Source organism: Stenotrophomonas sp. YJH_SMC_123, from assembly GCF_059368215.1.
In genome coordinates this window covers 94,605-113,194 of record NZ_JCAFRM010000007.1, presented here as the reverse complement: position 1 = coordinate 113,194, position 18,590 = coordinate 94,605, and the positions used below count along the sequence as shown (strand labels likewise).

General features: G+C 67.6%; 15 protein-coding genes. 8 read left to right on the top strand and 7 right to left on the bottom strand.

What is annotated here, in order from left to right; all coding sequences use genetic code 11:
* Positions 1–35 precede the first annotated feature (35 nt).
* On the top strand, positions 36–1,766 hold the full coding sequence (pilB, locus tag AC5P5W_RS15780) for a type IV-A pilus assembly ATPase PilB (RefSeq protein WP_014648200.1): 1,731 nt from the start codon (positions 36–38) through the stop codon (positions 1,764–1,766).
* Between the two features lie 94 nt (positions 1,767–1,860).
* Here the strand turns inward: pilB and AC5P5W_RS15775 are convergent, their stop codons facing one another.
* Positions 1,861–3,234: a sigma-54-dependent transcriptional regulator gene (locus AC5P5W_RS15775; protein WP_014648199.1), complete on the bottom strand. Its 1,374-nt coding sequence runs from the start codon at positions 3,232–3,234 to the stop codon at positions 1,861–1,863.
* 60 nt (positions 3,235–3,294) lie between these two features.
* The gene (locus tag AC5P5W_RS15770; protein WP_014648198.1) at positions 3,295–4,908 is read right to left on the bottom strand and encodes a sensor histidine kinase; all 1,614 of its coding nucleotides are present in this window, start codon (positions 4,906–4,908) and stop codon (positions 3,295–3,297) included.
* Positions 4,909–5,313: 405 nt separating this feature from the next.
* Here AC5P5W_RS15770 and sucC point away from each other — a divergent pair, with 405 nt between their 5' ends.
* The 3 genes from sucC to AC5P5W_RS15755 all read left to right on the top strand — a co-directional run bounded on the left by sucC (position 5,314) and on the right by AC5P5W_RS15755 (position 9,195).
* A complete protein-coding gene (gene sucC, locus AC5P5W_RS15765) occupies positions 5,314–6,483 on the top strand; it encodes an ADP-forming succinate--CoA ligase subunit beta (RefSeq protein ID WP_004154430.1) in 1,170 nt (389 codons plus the stop codon).
* Between the two features lie 20 nt (positions 6,484–6,503).
* The gene (sucD, locus tag AC5P5W_RS15760) at positions 6,504–7,379 is read left to right on the top strand and encodes a succinate--CoA ligase subunit alpha (RefSeq protein ID WP_005410793.1); all 876 of its coding nucleotides are present in this window, start codon (positions 6,504–6,506) and stop codon (positions 7,377–7,379) included.
* Positions 7,380–7,560: 181 nt separating this feature from the next.
* Positions 7,561–9,195 (top strand): NAD+ synthase, encoded by a 1,635-nt coding sequence (locus AC5P5W_RS15755; RefSeq protein WP_126411295.1) that lies wholly within the window; start codon positions 7,561–7,563, stop codon positions 9,193–9,195.
* A gap of 142 nt (positions 9,196–9,337) precedes the next feature.
* On the opposite strand, the gene AC5P5W_RS15750 is transcribed toward AC5P5W_RS15755, so the two are convergent.
* Both AC5P5W_RS15750 and AC5P5W_RS15745 read right to left on the bottom strand, forming a co-directional pair.
* A complete protein-coding gene (locus tag AC5P5W_RS15750; RefSeq protein WP_197574442.1) occupies positions 9,338–10,540 on the bottom strand; it encodes a lipase family protein in 1,203 nt (400 codons plus the stop codon).
* A gap of 199 nt (positions 10,541–10,739) precedes the next feature.
* The gene (locus AC5P5W_RS15745) at positions 10,740–11,627 is read right to left on the bottom strand and encodes an outer membrane protein assembly factor BamD (RefSeq protein WP_032960726.1); all 888 of its coding nucleotides are present in this window, start codon (positions 11,625–11,627) and stop codon (positions 10,740–10,742) included.
* Positions 11,628–11,740: 113 nt separating this feature from the next.
* Here AC5P5W_RS15745 and rluD point away from each other — a divergent pair, with 113 nt between their 5' ends.
* Genes rluD through AC5P5W_RS15725 form a run of 4 tightly spaced genes read left to right on the top strand, consistent with a single transcriptional unit; the run spans position 11,741 to position 14,439 of the window.
* Positions 11,741–12,730, top strand: coding sequence for a 23S rRNA pseudouridine(1911/1915/1917) synthase RluD (gene rluD / locus AC5P5W_RS15740; protein WP_014038257.1), 990 nt, complete (start codon positions 11,741–11,743; stop codon positions 12,728–12,730).
* Complete coding sequence (gene pgeF, locus AC5P5W_RS15735; RefSeq protein ID WP_111206593.1) at positions 12,730–13,500, top strand: peptidoglycan editing factor PgeF; 771 nt, start codon at positions 12,730–12,732, stop codon at positions 13,498–13,500. The genes rluD and pgeF overlap by 1 nt, the downstream gene beginning before the upstream one ends.
* Positions 13,501–13,520: 20 nt before the next feature.
* Positions 13,521–14,027, top strand: a complete 507-nt coding sequence (locus AC5P5W_RS15730; protein WP_049440363.1) for a DUF4166 domain-containing protein — start codon at positions 13,521–13,523, stop codon at positions 14,025–14,027.
* Entirely contained in the window at positions 14,002–14,439 is a 438-nt protein-coding gene (locus AC5P5W_RS15725) for a thiol-disulfide oxidoreductase DCC family protein (RefSeq protein WP_111206591.1), read from the top strand. Before AC5P5W_RS15730 ends, AC5P5W_RS15725 begins: the two co-directional genes overlap by 26 nt.
* A gap of 70 nt (positions 14,440–14,509) precedes the next feature.
* Here the strand turns inward: AC5P5W_RS15725 and otsA are convergent, their stop codons facing one another.
* The 3 genes from otsA to otsB are packed head-to-tail and all read right to left on the bottom strand — an operon-like array spanning position 14,510 to position 18,452.
* Positions 14,510–15,874, bottom strand: coding sequence for an alpha,alpha-trehalose-phosphate synthase (UDP-forming) (gene otsA / locus AC5P5W_RS15720; RefSeq protein ID WP_014648191.1), 1,365 nt, complete (start codon positions 15,872–15,874; stop codon positions 14,510–14,512).
* Positions 15,871–17,652 carry a glycoside hydrolase family 15 protein gene (locus AC5P5W_RS15715; protein WP_032960733.1) on the bottom strand — a complete coding sequence of 594 codons (1,782 nt, stop codon included), beginning with the start codon at positions 17,650–17,652 and terminating at the stop codon, positions 15,871–15,873. Before AC5P5W_RS15715 ends, otsA begins: the two co-directional genes overlap by 4 nt.
* A gap of 41 nt (positions 17,653–17,693) precedes the next feature.
* Positions 17,694–18,452 carry a trehalose-phosphatase gene (otsB, locus tag AC5P5W_RS15710; protein WP_014648189.1) on the bottom strand — a complete coding sequence of 253 codons (759 nt, stop codon included), beginning with the start codon at positions 18,450–18,452 and terminating at the stop codon, positions 17,694–17,696.
* Positions 18,453–18,590 lie beyond the last annotated feature (138 nt).

Genomic DNA, 18,590 nt, shown 5'->3' with positions numbered 1-18,590 from the left:
CGCACTGCCTGACCCATGATGAGCCAAGGATCCATATGAACGCCGTAACCACCGCCAATCTCGTCGGCATCACCGGCCTGGCCCGTCGCCTGGTCCAGGATGGTGCGCTGGACGAGGCTTCCGCCCGCGACGCCATGGCCAAGGCCGCTGCGGCCCGGCAGCCGCTGCCGACCTGGTTCGCGCAGAACAAGGTGGTCGGGGCGGCCCAGTTGGCGGCGGCCAACGCGGTCGAGTTCGGCATGCCGCTGTTCGACGTGTCCACGTTCGACGCCAGCCAGAACGCGATGAGCCTGGTCAGCGAGGAGCTGCTGCGCAAGCACAACGTGCTGCCGCTGTTCAAGCGCGGCGGCAAGCTGTTCGTGGGTACCAGCAATCCGACCCATTCGCTGGACGAGATCAAGTTCCACACCAATCTGGTGGTGGAGCCGATCCTGGTGGATGAAGACCAGATCCGCCGCACGCTCGAGCAGTGGCATGCCAGCCATGACACGCTGGGCGACGCGCTGGGCGGTGACGACGATGGCATGGGCAACCTGGATGTTGCGGCCGGAGACGAGGATCTCGGCGCCGGTGGCGACTCCGGCATCGATGCCAAGGGTGATGACACCCCGGTGGTGAAGTTCGTCAACAAGGTGCTGGTGGACGCGATCCGCAAGGGCGCCTCGGACATCCACTTCGAGCCCTATGAAGACGACTATCGCGTGCGCCTGCGCATCGATGGCCTGCTGAAGATGGTGGCGCGCGCGCCGGTGAAGCTGAACCAGCGCATCGCCGCGCGCCTGAAGGTGATGGCGCAGCTGGACATCGCCGAGAAGCGCGTGCCGCAGGACGGACGCATCAAGCTCAACCTGTCCAAGACCAAGCAGATCGACTTCCGCGTGAGCACGCTGCCGACCCTGTTCGGCGAGAAGGTGGTGCTGCGTATCCTGGACGGCAGCGCGGCCAAGCTGGGCATCGACAAGCTGGGTTACGAGCCGGACCAGCAGAAGCTGTTCCTGGACGCCATCCACAAGCCCTACGGCATGGTGCTGGTGACCGGCCCGACCGGTTCGGGCAAGACGGTGTCGCTGTATACCGCGCTGGGCATCCTCAACGACGAGACGCGCAACATCTCCACCGCCGAAGACCCGGTGGAAATCCGCCTGCCCGGCGTCAACCAGGTGCAGCAGAACAACAAGCGCGGCATGACCTTCGCCGCGGCACTGCGCTCGTTCCTGCGACAGGATCCGGACATCATCATGGTCGGCGAAATCCGCGACCTGGAGACGGCCGAGATCGCGATCAAGGCGGCGCAGACCGGCCACATGGTGCTGTCCACGCTGCACACCAACGATGCACCGCAGACCATCGCGCGCCTGATGAACATGGGCATCGCGCCGTACAACATCACCAGCTCGGTGACGCTGGTGATCGCCCAGCGCCTGGCGCGCCGGTTGTGCAACAACTGCAAGCGCCCGGCCAACCTGCCCGAACATGCGTTGCTGGCCGAGGGCTTTACCCAGGCGCAGCTGGATGCGGGTATCGAGCTGTACGAGGCGGTCGGCTGTGACGAGTGCACCGAGGGGTACAAGGGCCGCACCGGTATCTACCAGGTGATGCCGATGACCGACGAGATCGCCACGATCGTGCTGGCCGGTGGCAATGCGTTGCAGATTGCCGAGGCCGCACAGCAGATCGGGGTGAACGATCTGCGCCAGTCGGCGTTGAAGAAGGCGGCTGCGGGTGTCACCAGCCTGGCCGAGATCAACCGCGTTACCAAGGATTGAGGTTGATCCACACCATGCGTGGATGCCGCGATGCATGAGGTTGCCGGCCAGCGGCCGGCACTACCCGTTGGTGGCCCGCGTCGGGGCCCTGTCCTTACTCCATCCCCAGCTTCTTCAGCTTGTAGCGCAGCGCGCGGAAGGTGATGCCCAGCTGCGCGGCGGTGCGGGTCTTGTTCCAGCGGTTCTCTTCCAGCGCGCGCTGGATGGCGCTGCGCTCGAGCTGTTCGATGTACGAGGGCAGGGCGGCGCTGCCGGGCTGCAGGTCCACCACGGCTTCGGCGTGCGCTGCGCTGCCGGGCGTGCGCGGGGCATGCTGCGGCAGGCGCAGGTCGTCGGCGCCGATGCGGTCTTCTTCGGCCAGGGCCAGCGCACGTTCCAGGATGTTCTCCAATTCGCGCACGTTGCCAGGGAAGGCGTACTGGGCCAGTGCGTCCAGCGCCGACGGCGCCAGCAACGGCGTCGGGCGGCCATGGCTGCGGGCCAGCCGCGCCAGCACCGATGCGGCCAGTTCCGGCAGGTCCTGGCGACGCTCACGCAGTGGCGGCACCCTCAGTTCGATCACGTTGATGCGGTAGTAGAGGTCGTGGCGGAAGCGCCCGTCCTCGACCAGCTCGGCCAGGTCCTTGTGGGTGGCCGAGAGGATGCGCACGTCCACCGGCTCCTCGGTAGCCGCGCCCACCGCGCGCACCGACTTCTCCTGGATCGCGCGCAGCAGCTTCACCTGCATCTGCAGCGGCAGCTCGGCCACTTCGTCGAGGAACAGGGTGCCGCCATGCGCGGCCTGGAACAGCCCGGGCTTGTCGGCGTGGGCGCCGCTGAAGCTGCCCTTGCGGTGGCCGAAGAATTCACTCTCCATCAGCTCGCCGGGAATCGCGCCGCAGTTGACCGGCACGAACGGGCCGGCCGCGCGGGCGCCCTGGGCGTGGATGGTGCGTGCGACCAGCTCCTTGCCCACGCCGGATTCACCGAGGATGTAGACCGGCGCCTGGCTGCGCGCGACCTTGCCGATGGTGGTGCGCAGCACGTCCATGGCCGGCGAATCGCCGAGCAGGCGTGCGCCCTGTTCGGCGGCGGGCCCGGGCGCGGGGCGCTCGGTGTTGTTCAGTTCCAGCGCGTGCTTGACCAGGCCGCGCAGCACGGCGATATCCACCGGCTTGCTGACGAAGTCGAAGGCGCCGGCCTTCAGCGCTTCCACGGCCAGGTCCATGCTGCCGAAGGCGGTGATCATCGCCACTGGCGTGCGCGGGTAGTGCTGCGCGATCTCGCTGACCAGCTCGATGCCATTGCCGTCCGGCAGGCGCATGTCGGTGATGCACAGGTCGTACGGATTGCTGGCCAGCAGTTCGCGCGCTTCTGCAAGGTTGGCTGCCGTACTGATGCGCAGCCCCATGCGGCCGAGCGTCAGTACCAGCAGTTCGCGGATGTCGCGTTCGTCGTCGACGACGAGGGCGCTGCGGGTTTCGTTCATGGGCGTGAAAGATAAACGAGGGGGCTGGAAGCGACAAATGTTTGACGCACAGAATCGAGATCAGGTGGGCAACAGCGTATGCGGGCCGGGCAGCACCAAGCGGAAGCAGGAGCCTCCAGCGGGAACCGGGATGTAGTCCAGCCGCGCCTGGTTGGCCCGGCACAGCTCGCGGGCGATATACAGGCCCAGCCCGGTGCCATGCTCGGACGTGGTGAAGAACGGTCGGAACAACTGTGCGGCCACACTCTCGGGAATACCGGGGCCGCGATCCATCACATCGATGACCGCACTGCGCTCGTGCTGCGCCACGCGCAGGCGCACCCGCGCCGGCTGCTGGCCGATGCGCCCGTACTTGAGCGCGTTGTGCACCAGCACGGTCAGCACCTGGTAGAGGTGCTTGGTGTCGACCTGGGCCAGCACCGAGGTGTCGTTGATGATCGGCTCGATGCTGTCGGTCTCCAGCGTCTGGCCCTGCTTGTACTCCAGCACGAAGCGGCGCACGAAGGCGGCCAGGTCGACGTTCTCCGGCGTGGCGCGCTCGCGCCGGGCCAGGCCCAGCACGCTTTCGACGATGCCGTTGGTGCGCTGGCACTGCTGGCGGATGATCTGCAGCAGGCGGCGATCGCTTTCGTTGAAGCCGGTGCCTTCTTCCAGCAGCTGCACCGCGTAGTTGATCGCGGCCAGTGGGTTGCGGATCTCGTGGGCGAGGCTGGCCGAGAAGCGGCCCATCGCCGACAGGGTGAGCGATTCGGCGCGGCGCGAGACCACGCTGGAGTCGTCCAGGAACACCAGGGCCAGGTCGCTGCCGGCCAGCAGGCGGGCAAAGCGCGGCTGCACTTCGGGCTGGTCGGGGTTGAGCTGCAGCGGCAGTTCGTCCTGCGCCCAGCCGTTGCGCCAGCGCTGCAGGCGACGGGCGAGTTCCGGGGCGGCGCTGGCCAGGTCCAGGCGGCCGCTTTCGCCGCTGCCATCACTGTCACCGAGCAGCATCGAGGCCGCCTCGTTGGCCAGGGTGACGCGGTTGTCGGCGTCGACCACCAGCACGCCGGTACGCATGCGGCGGATGATCAGCTCGTTGATCTGGAACAGGTTGGCCACTTCATCGCCGCGCTGGTTGGCCAGCTGCTGGTTGCGGCGCGCGCGGCTGCCGACCTGGTAACTGATGAAGGCCAGTGCCAGGTAGCTGGTGGCGAACATCGCCAGTTCGGCCAGGGTACGGGTGGGGTCGCCGCCTTCCAGCAGCTTCCAGGTGTACTCCACGCCGGTGGCGAGGCTGGCGGCCAGCGCCAGGCCCAGCCCCAGGCTGAGCGGCAGCAGGGTGGCGGCGGCGGCGATGTTGAACAGCAGCGACATCGAGATGCCGGCGCTGGCACCGGGCAGGGCATGTGACAGCAGGGTGGCGGCGACGATGTCCACCAGCACGCCGCTGACCACGATCGGGCGCAGCCAGCGTTCGTTGCGGCCGATCACCAGGGCCAGCAGGGACAGCACCAGGTAGATGGCGGCGACGGTGTCGGCCAGCCGCGGGTGGTGCGCTTCGCCGACCATGGCCGACAGCGGGCTGTAGAGCAGGGCGGCGATGACCGAGGCGATCAGCACCCGGTACAGCGCGAAGAAGTACAGCTCACGCCGCGGAATCGATTCGATGCGGTCGATCAATGAAGCACTGGGTGACACGCCGGAACTCCCCTTCTGGCTGCCTGGGTCTGGAATCTGCGGCAGGCCTGCCCGGCGTCCCCTGAGGCCGGGCGGGCACGTCGCTTCGATGTGGCCTGCGGTGGAAGCGGTCGAGCAACCCCGACGCGACACACCCTGGCTGACCAGTATAGGGCCCCCGGCAGGGCGCCGCCGGAGCCGCCCGGATCGCGCATTTGGCCCGGGATGGATACCGGTGGCCAGTGGGCCGCCGGGCGCAACTGCCTGAATGACGGCGGAAATCTGGCGGGGTCTGGCGTTTTGTACAGACTTCTTTGCGCCCCGGCGCCGGCTCGGCCACAATAGTGGGCCCGCCGCGGTCCATGCCGGCGCCCCGCCGGGGCCCTGAGGAATTGCGTGCGGTCGTTCCTATTCCCACGGTGACGCATGAATTTCCACGAATACCAGTCAAAACAACTGCTTGCCGAGTACGGCATCCCGGTCCCGGCCGGCAAGGTCGCTGCGACCCCGGACGAAGCGGTTGCCGCTGCCAACTCCCTGGGCCAGGGCCCCTGGATGGTCAAGGCGCAGATCCACGCTGGCGGCCGCGGCAAGGCTGGCGGCGTCAAGTTCTGCAAGACCACCGACGACGTGAAGGCCGCTGCGGCCAAGATGCTCGGCACCAAGATGGCCACCTACCAGACCGCAGGCGTTGAACTGCCGGTCAACCTGGTGCTGGTGACCACCGCCGGCGAGATCGTCAAGGAACTGTACCTGTCGGTGCTGGTCGACCGTGGCACCAAGACCATCACCTACATCGCCTCTTCGGAAGGCGGCGTGGAAATCGAGCAGGTCGCTGCTGAAACCCCGGAGCTGATCCACTCGCTGAACGTCGACTTCGTCGAAGGCGTGCAGGGTTACCACGGCCGTGATTTCGGCTTCAAGCTGGGCCTGACCGCCAAGCAGGCCGGCCAGTTCGCCAGCATCATGGTGAACCTGTACCGCCTGTTCAACGAAAAGGACCTGGCCCTGGTTGAAATCAACCCGCTGGCCATCCTGGACGACGGCAACCTGTACGCGCTGGACGGCAAGTTCGACAGCGACGACAACGCCGCGTTCCGCCAGAAGGCCCTGGTCGCCATGCGCGACAAGACCCAGGAAGATCCGACCGAAGTGATCGCTTCGGAGCTGGACATCAACTACGTCACCATGGACGGCAACATCGGCTGCATGGTGAACGGCGCCGGCCTGGCCATGGCCACCATGGACGTCATCAAGCTCAACGGCGGCGAGCCGGCGAACTTCCTGGACGTGGGCGGCGGTGCCAACAAGCAGCGCGTCATCGAAGCGTTCAAGCTGATCCTGTCCTCGGACAAGGTCGAAGGCATCTTCGTCAACATTTTCGGCGGCATCGTCCGCTGCGACATGATTGCCGAAGGCATCATCGCCGCCGTGAAGGAAGTGGGCGTCAAGGTTCCGGTCGTGGTGCGCCTGGAAGGCACCAACGTGGAAGAAGGCAAGCAGCTGCTGCGCGACAGCGGCATGGCCATCATCCCGGCTGACAACATCAACGATGGCGCCAAGAAGATCGTTGAAGCTGTCAAGAACGCTGCCTGATTCGACACCAAGGAATTCCCATGTCTGTTTTGATTAACAAGAACACCAAGGTGATCGTGCAGGGCTTCACCGGCCAGCAGGGCACCTTCCACGCCACTCAGATGATCGAGTACGGCACCCAGGTTGTTGGCGGCGTGACCCCGGGCAAGGGTGGCACCACCCACATCGACCTGCCGGTCTTCAACACCGTTGCCGACGCCGTGCAGAGCACCGGCGCCAACGCTTCGGTCATCTACGTGCCGCCGCCGTACGCGGCCGACGCGATCCTGGAAGCCGCTGCTGCCGGCATCAAGGTCATCGTCTGCATCACCGAAGGCATCCCGGTGCTGGACATGCTGCGCGTCAAGAACGTGCTGACCCGTTCGCATCCGGACACCGTGCTGATCGGGCCGAACTGCCCGGGCGTCATCACCCCGGGTGAGTGCAAGATCGGCATCATGCCGGGTCACATCCACCAGCCGGGCAAGATCGGCATCGTGTCGCGTTCGGGCACCCTGACCTATGAAGCGGTCAAGCAGACCACCGAAGTCGGCCTGGGCCAGTCCACCTGCATCGGCATCGGTGGTGACCCGATCAACGGCCTGAACTTCGTCGACTGCCTGAAGCTGTTCAACGAAGACCCGCAGACCGAAGGCATCATCATGGTTGGCGAGATCGGCGGTGACGCGGAAGAAGCCGGCGCCGAGTACATCAAGAACCACGTGAAGAAGCCGGTCGTCGGTTTCATCGCCGGTGCGTCGGCTCCGGCCGGCAAGCGCATGGGCCACGCGGGCGCGATCGCCTCGGGCGGCAAGGGCACCGCGGAAGGCAAGTTCGCCGCCATGGAAGCTGCCGGTGTTGTCACCGTCCGCTCGCCGGGCGACCTGGGCGCTGCCATCGCCAAGCTGGTGAAATAAGATCGACTGCCTCCGGCAGACGATGCTGTAGAGCCGGCCGCTGGCCGGCTGCTTGAACACAGAAAGGCCGCCTCCGGGCGGCCTTTCTGCGTCTGGTGTGGGGCCAGATCCCTTTTGCTGCGCAAAACGGATCTGACCCCGGCGTTACAATGGCGGCATTGCAACCACAGGCTGGAATCCCATGGCTTCGATCCGCATCGCGATGGCGCAGTTCGACTTCCCGGTCGGCGATGTCGCCGGCAACACCGAGCGCATCATCGAGATGATCGGCCAGGCGCGCGACGAGTACGGCGCCGAGCTGGTGATGTTCCCCGAGCTGGCGGTGAGCGGCTACCCGCCGGAAGACCTGCTGCTGCGCCCGGGCTTCCTGTACGAGTGCGAGCAGGCGATGGCCAGCATCGCTGCCGCCTGCCGCGGCATCACCGCCGTGGTCGGCTGGCCGCAGGCGGCTGGCGCGGTGGTCTACAACGCCGCCAGCGTGCTGCGTGACGGCCTGGTCGAGCAGACCTACCGCAAGCGTGAGCTGCCCAACTACGCCGTGTTCGACGAGCGCCGCTACTTCGATGTCGATCCGGATGGCGGCAGCTGTGTGTTCGAGGTCAACGGTATTCCGGTTGGCCTGCTGATCTGCGAGGACCTGTGGTTTGCCGAGCCGCTGGCCGACACCATGCGCGCCGGTGCGCAGCTGGTGGTGGTGCCGAATGCTTCGCCGTACGAGCGTGGCAAGCACGCCCAGCGTGATGCTGTGCTGGCCGCACGTACCCGGGAGAGCGGGGCGGCGATCGCTTACCTCAACGTGGTTGGCGGCCAGGACGCGCTGGTGTTCGATGGCGCCTCGGTGGTGGCCGACGGTGATGGCACGGTGCACCCGGCCGCTGCTGCCTTCGTCGACCAGTGGCTGGTGGTGGAGTACGACGGCGCCAGCCGCCGCTTCATGCCGCACGTGTGGATGGACGACGGCGACGAGAGCATGGACGCGCTGGCCTGGCGCGCGGTGACCCGTGGCATCCAGGACTACTGCCGCAAGAACGGCTTCAAGAAAGTGTGGCTGGGCCTGTCCGGCGGCATCGACTCGGCGATCGTGCTGGCCATGGCGGTCGACGCGATGGGCGCGGAGAACGTAACCGCCGTGCGCCTGCCGTCGCGCTACACCGCGGGCCTGTCCAACGACCTGGCGGCCGAGCAGTGCCAGGCGCTGGGCGTGAAGCTGGAGGCGGTGTCGATCGAGCCGGCGTTCAAGGGCCTGATGGAAGCGTTGGCGCCGATGTTCGAGGGCACCGCGCCGGACGTGACCGAAGAGAACCTGCAGTCGCGCAGCCGCGGGGTGATCCTGATGGCGCTGGCCAACAAGTTCGGCGGCTTGCTGCTGACCACCGGCAACAAGAGCGAGTACGCGGTCGGCTACGCCACCATCTACGGCGACATGTGCGGTGGCTATGCGCCGCTGAAGGACCTGTACAAGACCGAAGTGTTCGGCCTGTCCAAGTGGCGCAATACCGTGGGCGGCGCACCGGTGATCCCGCCGGCGGTGATCAGCCGCCCGCCGTCGGCCGAGCTGCGCGAGAACCAGCTGGACCAGGATTCGTTGCCGGCCTATGACGTGCTGGACGGCATCCTGTACCGCTACATCGACCAGGAACAGTCGCGAACGGAGATCGTGGCCGCCGGTTACGATGCGGCCGTGGTTGACCGCGTGCTGCGGCTGGTGCGCATCAGCGAGTGGAAGCGGCACCAGGCCGCGCCGGGGCCGAAGGTCTCGCGCCGGGCGTTCGGCCGCGAGCGTCGTTACCCGATCAGCAACGGCTACAAGGGCTGAGGCAGCGGTTGGCAGGTGATGCCGGCCGCTGGCCGGCAACGCCCTATAGCGCGTATCCACGCATGGCGTGGATCTACTGCATTCGGTAGTGCCGGCCGCTGGCCGGCAACTTCCTGGATCGCGTATCCGGCATGGCGTGGATCTACCGGGCTTCGTCGAGCCGTTGTTCGAGGCCTGCGATCTCCGCAGCGTCGTTGAAGTGGTCGCCCTCCAGTCGTGCACGCACGAACGCCAGGGCATCCGCCGCCGCCGCATCCAGCGTGCCGCGATGATCGACCGGGTAGCGCCGGAACGCGACCGGCTCGCCTCGCCCGGCGAGGCCTGCGGCGTACAGCAGGGTGGTCAGATAGGGCACGTCGCGGTCCTCGCTGCCATGGGCCAGCATCAACGGCTGGCTGAAGCCGCGGCGCGGTACACCCAGATAGTCGTACAGCACCGCCCAGATGCCCGGCACGCTGGTCAGTGGTGCAGTAAACATGCTGCCGGTATCGGCGCCGTCCAGCGTGGCGGTCAGTTCGCTCAGGCACTGCTCGCGGGCCACTGCCACACGGGCACGGCCTGCGTCGCTGAGGACGCGGTCGATCTGAGGCGCGGCCTGCAGCAGGCCGTCGAGCAGATACGCGTGATATGCGTTGGGTGCGCCAGGATTGGCGGTGCGGTTGCCGGGATTCATCACCAGCGCGGTCAGTTCGACTGCGGTGGGCGTTCCGGCGGTGAAACTGCCGCGGTACTGCAGGGATGGGCCGCCATGGGAGGCGGCCAGATGGCCTGCTGTCAATGCGGCCGCGCCCCCCTGCGAATATCCGACCGAGACCCAGCGCGGCGACAATGTTGCCGTACCCAGGTACTGGCGGCTGGCCTTGACCATGTCGATGGCGTTGCGCGCCGCGGTACGCACGTGCAGGTAGGCATGATTGCCTGGGCTGCCCAGGCCCTGGTAGTCGGCGGCGGCGACGGCATAGCCCTGGGCCAGGAACACGTCCAGGAAGCGTCCGTCGCGTTCGGCATGGGTGGGGCCGGAGACCGAGGGCGCACAGCGATCCGCAATGCCCTGGGTGCCATGTGCCCAGGACACCACCGGCCACCCGCCCGCAGGCGCCGCGCCGGCGGGCAGGTACAGCAGGCCGGTGCCTTCGGCCAGCTGGCCGCGGTGGTCCGGGGTGCGGTAGTGCAGCTTGTAGGCCTGCGCGGCCTTCGACGGCACCCATGACGCGCGATAGGGGGCAGCAGACAGCAGATCGCCCGGCGCGGCCGGTGCAGCAGCCAGGGGGCGCGGGGACAGCGCCAGCAGGGCGGTGGCGATGAGGCAGGACAGGGGACGGAAACTGCAGCGCAGTGGGGCCATGGGACGCTCCGTGATGGCCGGTGTGGCCGTTGCGCCGCAGTGTGGAGCGCCTCGCCCAGGCGGGCTGCGACCGGCGTCGCATCCGCGCTGGATTCGTAGCATTCCTAGGTGCCGGCCCCGGCGCGGGGAGGCGGATGAGGAAAGCAGTCGAGCGTGGCTCGACTCCACAAAGAAGAAGGGCCCCTTTCGGGGCCCTCTCTTACTTCTTCTCCAGTCGCGCGTTGCGCTGGCCCGTGCTGGCGGACTTCTCGCCGGCGAACGGGTTCAGCTTGCGGATCATCCACGGGTACTTCGGCCACTTGCCTTCCAGCCACGGGTGATCCGGCTGGTTCAGCTGCAGGACGCGACGGGCGTCGTCGGCCAGGGTCTTGTTGCCCAGGTGGGTGTAGGAATCGGCCAGCACGGCCACGGCGTCGTACTGGAAGGCGCTCTGCGGGTAGGTTTCCAGCAGGTAGTTGGCGCGGCCCACGGCCGAGACCCAGGCGCCGCGGCGCATGTAGTACAGGGCGTTGTCCAGCTCGTGCTGGGCGAACACGTCACGCAGCTCCAGCATGCGCTGGCGCGCATCGGCGGCGTAGCGGCTGTTCGGGTAACGATCAACCACGATGTTGAAGTCCGAGTACGCCTGGTGCGGCGTGGACAGGTCGCGGCGGCTGGCATCCAGCGACCATACGCGGCGCAGGAAAACCGTACTGCGGTTGGAATTGGCCAGGCCGCGCAGGTAGTACAGGTAGGCGATGTTGCGGTGCGTCGGGTAGGTGCGGATGAAGCGGTCGATGCTGGACACCGCGTCATCGTGCTTGCCGGCCTTGTACTGGGCGTAGGCGGTTTCGATCATCGCCTGCTCGGTGTACGGGCCATACGGATACTGGGCCACCAGGCGGCGGAAGCTGGCTTCGGCGCCGCTCCAGTTGCCGCCCTGCATCAGCTTGTGGCTTTTCTCGTACAGCTGTTCGACCGGCACGCCTTCGTCGGGGCGATCACCCTTCTTGGCGCCGCGGTGGCAGCCGGTTGCGGCGATGACCAGCACCAGCAGCAGGGCGGTGAGGCGGACGGGCGCGGAGAGCATGGCGGAGCGTCGGATCATGGGGTCGAGGCGGGACGCGGCTGGAATACGAAGGGTCGATGATAGCCTAGTGTCCTGTCCAGCGACTGAAACCGGCCGCCGGGACCCCAAAATTTCAAAGAATGCCCCCTGCCATGTCTGAACAACCCTCTGAATCGGCCCGCCAGGCCATCGTCCCTGACACCGCCGCCGGCCGTCGTTTCGATGCCGTCGTGGCCGAACTGTTCCCCGAATATTCGCGTTCGCGCCTGACCGAGTGGATCAAGTCCGGTGACGTCCTGCTGGACGGCGCCCAGGTGCGCCCGCGCGATCCGCTGCGCGGCGGCGAGGTGGTGACCCTCCACGTGGTGCTGGAAACCCAGACCGACGCCCAGCCGGAGGACATCCCGCTGGACGTGCTGTTCGAGGACGAGCATGTGCTGGTGATCAACAAGCCGGTCGGCCTGGTGGTCCACCCCGGCGCCGGCAACCACAGCGGCACCCTGGTCAACGCGCTGCTGTTCCGCGACCCCTCGGTGGCGGTGCTGCCGCGCGCGGGCATCGTGCACCGCCTGGACAAGGACACCAGCGGCGTGATGGTGGTGGCCAAGACCCTGGAAGCGCAGACTGCATTGGTCGAGCAACTGGCGGCCCGTGACGTGCACCGCCAGTACCTGGCCATCGTGATGGGCGCGCTGGTGGCAGGCGGTACCGCCGATGCCCCGATCGACCGCCACCCGCGCGACCGGCTGAAGATGGCGGTGCGCGAAGACGGCAAGGAAGCGGTGACCCACTACCGCCTGCGCGAGCGCTTCCGTGCGCACACCGCGCTGGAGTGCCGCCTGGAAACCGGCCGTACCCACCAGATCCGCGTGCACATGGCACACGTGCGCCATCCGATCATCGGCGACCCGCTGTACGGCGGTGCGCTGAAGCTGCCCAAGGGTGCCAGCGACGAGCTGGTGGCCGCGCTGCGCGGCTTCAAGCGCCAGGCCTTGCACGCCGAGACCCTGGAGTTCATGCATCCGATCACCGGTGAGCCGGTGCGCAATACCGCGCCGGTGCCGGAGGACATGCTGCACCTGATGAAGGTGCTGCGCGAAGACAGCGAAGCCTTCGCCGCCCGCGAGCGGGATCGCTGGTGATGGCCGCCGCGCTGCCGTTGCTGCAGGCGGACTGGCCGGCGCCGGCAGGCGTCCATGCGCTGACCACGCGCCGGCATGGCGCGGGCATTTCGCCGGCGCCGTTCGCGCAGTTCAACCTCGGCAACCGGCACGCGGCCGATGGTGATACCCCGGCCAACGTGGAGCACAACCGCAAGCTGCTGCAGGAGGGGCTGGCACTGCCCTCGGCACCGCACTGGCTGCGCCAGGTGCACAGCAGCACCGTGCTGCGCTTCACCGCGCCACCGGTGCCCGGCACCAGCGAACCGGTGGCCGACGCCGCGGTGACTTCGGTGCCGGGCGTGGTGCTGGCGATCCTGACCGCCGACTGCCTGCCGGTGGTGTTTGCCGCGGCCGATGGCAGCGAGGTGGGTGCGGCCCATGCCGGCTGGCGTGGGCTGGCTGACGGCATGCTGGAGGCCACGGTGGCCGCCCTGCAGACGCCGCCGGCGCAGCTGCGGGCCTGGCTGGGCCCGGCCGCCGGGCCGTCCGACTACGAGATCGGCGAGGAGGTCTATCACGCCTTCGTCGGCCATGATCCGGCCGCCGAAGCGGCGTTCGTGGCGACCCGGCCGGGCCACTGGAAGGTGGACCTGTTCGCGCTGGCGCGGCAGCGGTTGCAGGCGGCGGGGATGGACCCGGCGCAGGTGTATGGCGGCACGGTGTCGACCATGGCCGATCCTGACCTGTATTCGCACCGGCGCGACCGTCGTACCGGGCGCATGGCGACCCTGGCCTGGATCGCGCCCTGACCCCGTCGCTGTTTGCGCGGGTGCTGGGGCCGGCCTTCGCCACCCTGGCAGCGCCGGTGCAGGCGCTGCATGCCGCGCCGTTGCCCTGCCGTTACGTGGGGCAGGCGCGCATCGTGAGGGGGCGGCACTGGCTGGTGCCGCTGCTGGCCACGTTGGCGCGGTTGCCGAAGGACGGCGACGCGCTGCCCACCGAAGTGGCGTTCAGTGCACGCGGGCAGGGCGAGCAGTGGGCGCGGCGGTTTGGCCGCTGGCCGATGGTGTCGCGGCTGTGGGCGCACGAAGGGCTTCTGCGCGAGCAACTGGGCGCGGTTCGCTTCGAGTTCGCGCTGCAGGCCCGCGAGGGTGGCATCGACTGGTCGGTGCGGCGGGTCTGGGCGTTCGGGCTGCTGCCGCTGCCGACGCGTTGGTTCGGCGGTGTGCGCTGCCGTGAAGCCTGGCGCGGCGAGCGTTACACTTTCCTGGTCGATGTGACGCTGCCCTGGGCCGGAGCCCTGATCCGCTATGAAGGCTGGCTCGAACCACAGTGACGGCGCCGCCGGGACTGGCAGCGCGGTGATCGTGTTCGACGGCGTGTGCGCCCTGTGCAACCGCTGGGTGCGCTTCCTGCTGCGTTTCGACCGCAAGGGGCGCTACCGTTTTGCGGCGATGCAGGGGCAGCAGGGCAGCGCGATGTTGCGCGCGCACGGGCTGGACCCGCAGGACCCGATGTCGTTCCTGCTGCTGGATGCGCAGGGCACCTGGACCGATACCGATGCCATCCTGCGTGTACTGGCCGGGCTGGGCGGTGGATGGCGCCTGAGCGGCGTACTGAAGGTGCTGCCGCGCGGACTGCGCGACGCGGCGTACCGCGCGCTGGCCCGCAACCGCTACCGCTGGTTCGGGCGGCATGATGCCTGTCATCTGCCCGCACCGGAGCAGGCAGCGCGATTCCTGGATTGAAGAAAAAGGGGACGGAGGGGATTAAGTCGTTTGTGCACAAACGACTTAATCCCCTCCGTCCCCTTTTTTCTCAGCCTTCCAGTGCGTCCAGGTAGCTGCGCCGCCAGTGGTTGATGTCGTAGGTGCGCAGGTGCTCCATCATGGCGTGCCAGCGCTCCTTGCGCTTGCGCAGCGACATCGTCGCCGCGGTGGCGATGGCGTCGGCAACGCCATCCAGGTCGTGCGGGTTCACCAGCAGTGCCTGCTTGAGTTCGTCGGCGGCGCCGGCCAGCAGCGACAGCACCAGCACGCCCGGGTCCTCCGGGTCCTGCGAGGCCACGTATTCCTTGGCCACCAGGTTCATGCCATCACGCAGCGGCGTGACCAGCCCCACCGCCGCTGCACGGTAGAAACCGGTGAGGGTGGCATGGGTGAAGTTCTGGTTGACGTAGCGCAGGGGTGTCCAGTCCGGCTCGGCGTGGCCACCGTTGATGTGGCCGGCGATCTGCTCCAGCTGGCTGCGCAGCTGCCGGTACTCGGTGACATCACCGCGCGAGACGGGGGCGATCTGCAGGTAGGTCAGCGACCCGCGCTGGTCGGGATGGCGCTCAAGATACCGTTCGAAGCCGAGGAAGCGCTCGGGCAGGCCCTTGGAATAATCCAGGCGATCAACGCCGATCGCCAGTTGGCGATCACGCAGGCTCGCGCGCAGGTTCTTTACGGCGGCCTTGGTGGCGGCGGTACCGGCCTGGCGCGCGATCAGCTCGGTGTCGATGCCGATCGGGAACGCCGCCGCGCGGAAACGACGCCCGCCCGGTGCCTCCAGCTCGCCGTTGGCGAGTACCCGACCGCCGCCGAACAGGCGCAGGTAGGTCTGGAAGCGATCGGCATCGCGCTGGGTCTGGAAGCCCACCAGGTCATACGCGTAGAGCGCGGAGAACAACCGCAGGTGGTCGGGCATCGCCTGCAGCAGGTCGGCCGAGGGCATCGGGATGTGCAGGAAGAAGCCGATGCGGCAGCCGATGCCACGCTCGCGCAGCAGTGCGCCAAGCGGGATCAGGTGATAGTCGTGGATCCAGACGATGTCATCCTCGCGCAGCAAGGGCGCGAGCTTGTCGGCGAACAGTGCGTTGACCTTGTGGTAGGTCTCGCGGGTGGCACGGTCGTAGTCGACCAGATCCAGGCGGAAGTGCAGCAGCGGCCACAGCGTGCGGTTGGCAAAGCCGTTGTAGTAGCCGTCCACCTCGCGCTTGCTCAGGTCCATGGTGACGTAGTCGATGTCACCGTCTTTCTGCCGGTGCAGCGTGCCGCTGCCGTCCTTTACCGTCTTGCCGCTCCAGCCGAACCACAGGCCGCCGCGTTCCTTCAGGGCGGCCAGCAGGCCGACAGCCAGGCCGCCGGCGCGGTTCTCGCCGGGTACGGCCACACGATTTGAAACCACCACCAGACGACTCACGATGCCTCCTGCCAGGACCGCGACAGGCGCATCGCGGCAGTGATCAGGCCGACGTGCGAATAGGTCTGCGGGAAATTGCCCCAGGCCTCGCCGCTGTCGAAGGCCAGATCCTCCGACAGCAGGCCCAGGTGGTTGCGCTGCTTCAGCAGCAGCTCGAACATCTCGCGCGCCTCGTCCATGCGCCCGATCGCCGCCAGCGCATCGATGTACCAGAACGTGCAGATGGTGAAGCTGGTTTCCGGCTCACCGAAGTCATCCGGCGCGACATAGCGGTACAGCGAATTGCCATGCTTGAGGTCGCGGCCGATCGCATCGACGGTGGCGATGAAGCGGGCGTCCATCGCATCGATGAAGCCGATGTCGGCCAGCAGCAGGAGCGAGGCGTCCAGGCGATGGCCGCCGAAGGTATCGGTGAAGTGGCCCAGTTCCTCATTCCAGGACTCGGCCATGATGCGCGCATGGATGGTGTCGGCGCGCTCGCGCCAGTAGTGTGCACGGTCATCGCGCTTCAGGCGCACGGCGATCTTGCACAGGCGGTCGCAGGCGGCCCAGCACATCGCGCTGGTGTAGGTGTGTACCTCGGTGCGGCCACGGAACTCCCACAGGCCCGCATCGGGCACGTCATGCAGGGCGAAGGCCTGTTCGCCCAGCGGTTCGAGGCGGGCGAATGTGTGCGCGTCGCCGGGATCCTGCAGGCGGCGGTCGAAGAACAGCTGCGTGGAGGCCAGCACCACGCTGCCGTAGACATCGTGCTGGCGCTGCACCCAGGCCAGGTTGCCGCGGCGTACCGGGCCCATGCCGCGATAACCGGACAGGCTGGGCACTTCGTCTTCGTCCAGCTTGGCTTCAAAGCCGATGCCATACAGCGGCTGCAGCGTGCCGTCGGTGGTGGCCAGGTTGAAGATGTAGCCGAGGAACTGTTCCATCGTGCGCGTTGCGCCGAGACGGTTCAGCGCCCGCACCACGAAAGCTGCGTCACGCAGCCAGCAGTAGCGGTAGTCCCAGTTGCGCACGCTGCCGGGTGCTTCTGGAATGGAAGTGGTCATCGCCGCGATGATCGCGCCGCTGTCCTCGTACTGGCACAGCTTCAACGTGATCGCACTGCGGATGACCGCGTCCTGCCACTCCAGTGGAATGGACAGGTAGCGCACCCATTCGCGCCAGTAGTCGCGGGTGCGCTGGAAGGCTTCCTGCACGTAGCCGCTGATCGACCGGTTGAGTGACTCATCCACGCCCAGGATCAGGTGGATGGGATGGTTGAGCACGAACGGCAGGCCATCGCGCACGAAGCGCACCGGCACATCGGTGGTCAGCCGCAGCACGTGCTCCGGCAGGATCCAGCGCACATGGTTGCTGCCCCAGGTCGACTCTGGCACGCGTGCGCCCCAGTCGGCCAGCGGGCGCGCACGCACGGTGATGCGCGGGCTGCCGGCCAGCGGACGCACCTGGCGGATCAGGCTGACCGGCCGGTAGAAGCGGTCGTTCTGCCGCCAGCGGGGGGCGAAATCCAGGATTTCCAGTTCGCCGCCGTGCGCGTCGCGGAGCACCGTGCGCAGGATCGCCGTGTTGGTCAGGTATTCCTGCTCGCTGCTGGCGAAGTCTTCCAGCTCGATGGCGAAGTCGCCACCGGTCTGCTGGTTGGGGCCGAGCAGCGCACAGAAGGTAGGGTCGCCGTCGAAGGTGGGCAGGCAGCTCCAGACAACGCGGGCACGTTTGTCGACCAGGGCGCCGAAGCTGCCGTTGCCGACCACGCCCAGATCAAGATCGGGTTGGGTCATCACGCGGTACATCTCGGTTGCGGCCGTGGGGGTTGGCCGGGTCAATAGGCATTCTCACGCAGCCAGGCGTGCACGCTGCGTATGTCGGGCAGCGCGAACACCGCCGCGCTGGGTTCACGTTCACCCACCAGCACGCTCCAGCCATGCTGGCTGTTGGCGGCATCGAAGCCGAATTCATCGGTGAGGTCGTCACCGAGAAACACCGGCAGGCGGCCGCGGAAGGGCAGGTACTGCATCATCCGGCGCACGGCACGGCCCTTGTCGGTGCCGACGGGCACGAACTCGACCACATGGTCGCCGGGTTGCAGGCGGTAACTGGCGCGGCCCCGCACGTGGCGATCGGCGAAGGCGCGCACATCACTTGCCGCGTGCGGCGCACCGCGCCAATGCAGGGCCAGGCCGACGCCCTTGTCTTCCACCAGCACGCCGGGATGGCCGTGGGCAAAGCGCATCGCCTGCTGGTGCAGCGCGTGCAGCCACTCGGCGGTGTCGTCGTCGTGTTCGTCGCGCAGCACACGACCGTCCTCGCCGCGCAGTTCGTGCCCATGCAGGCCGGCGGCAGGCAGCTGGAGGGGAGCGAACAGCTGGTCCAGCTGTTCAAGCGGTCGGCCACTGACCAGTGCCACGGCGCCTTCCAGGCGGTCACTGATGCGGCCGATGGCTTCGCGCACATCCGGCAGGAGCTGCACGGCATCCGGTCGTGCAGCGAATTCGATGAGGGTGCCATCGACATCGAGGAACAACGCACAGGCGTCGTCCAGCAATGGCGGTGGCGGACGCAGGGGGAGCGGTTCAGCCATGACGACCAGCCTGCCAGCCTGGGCGTGTACGTGGGGTCGAGGGCAGGCTGCGGATCAGCTTCGGTGGGTGCCGACCGTTGGTCGGCACGGCAGGTCAGCCTGCATCCAGCCCAAACAGCGCGGACCAACGGTCCGCAC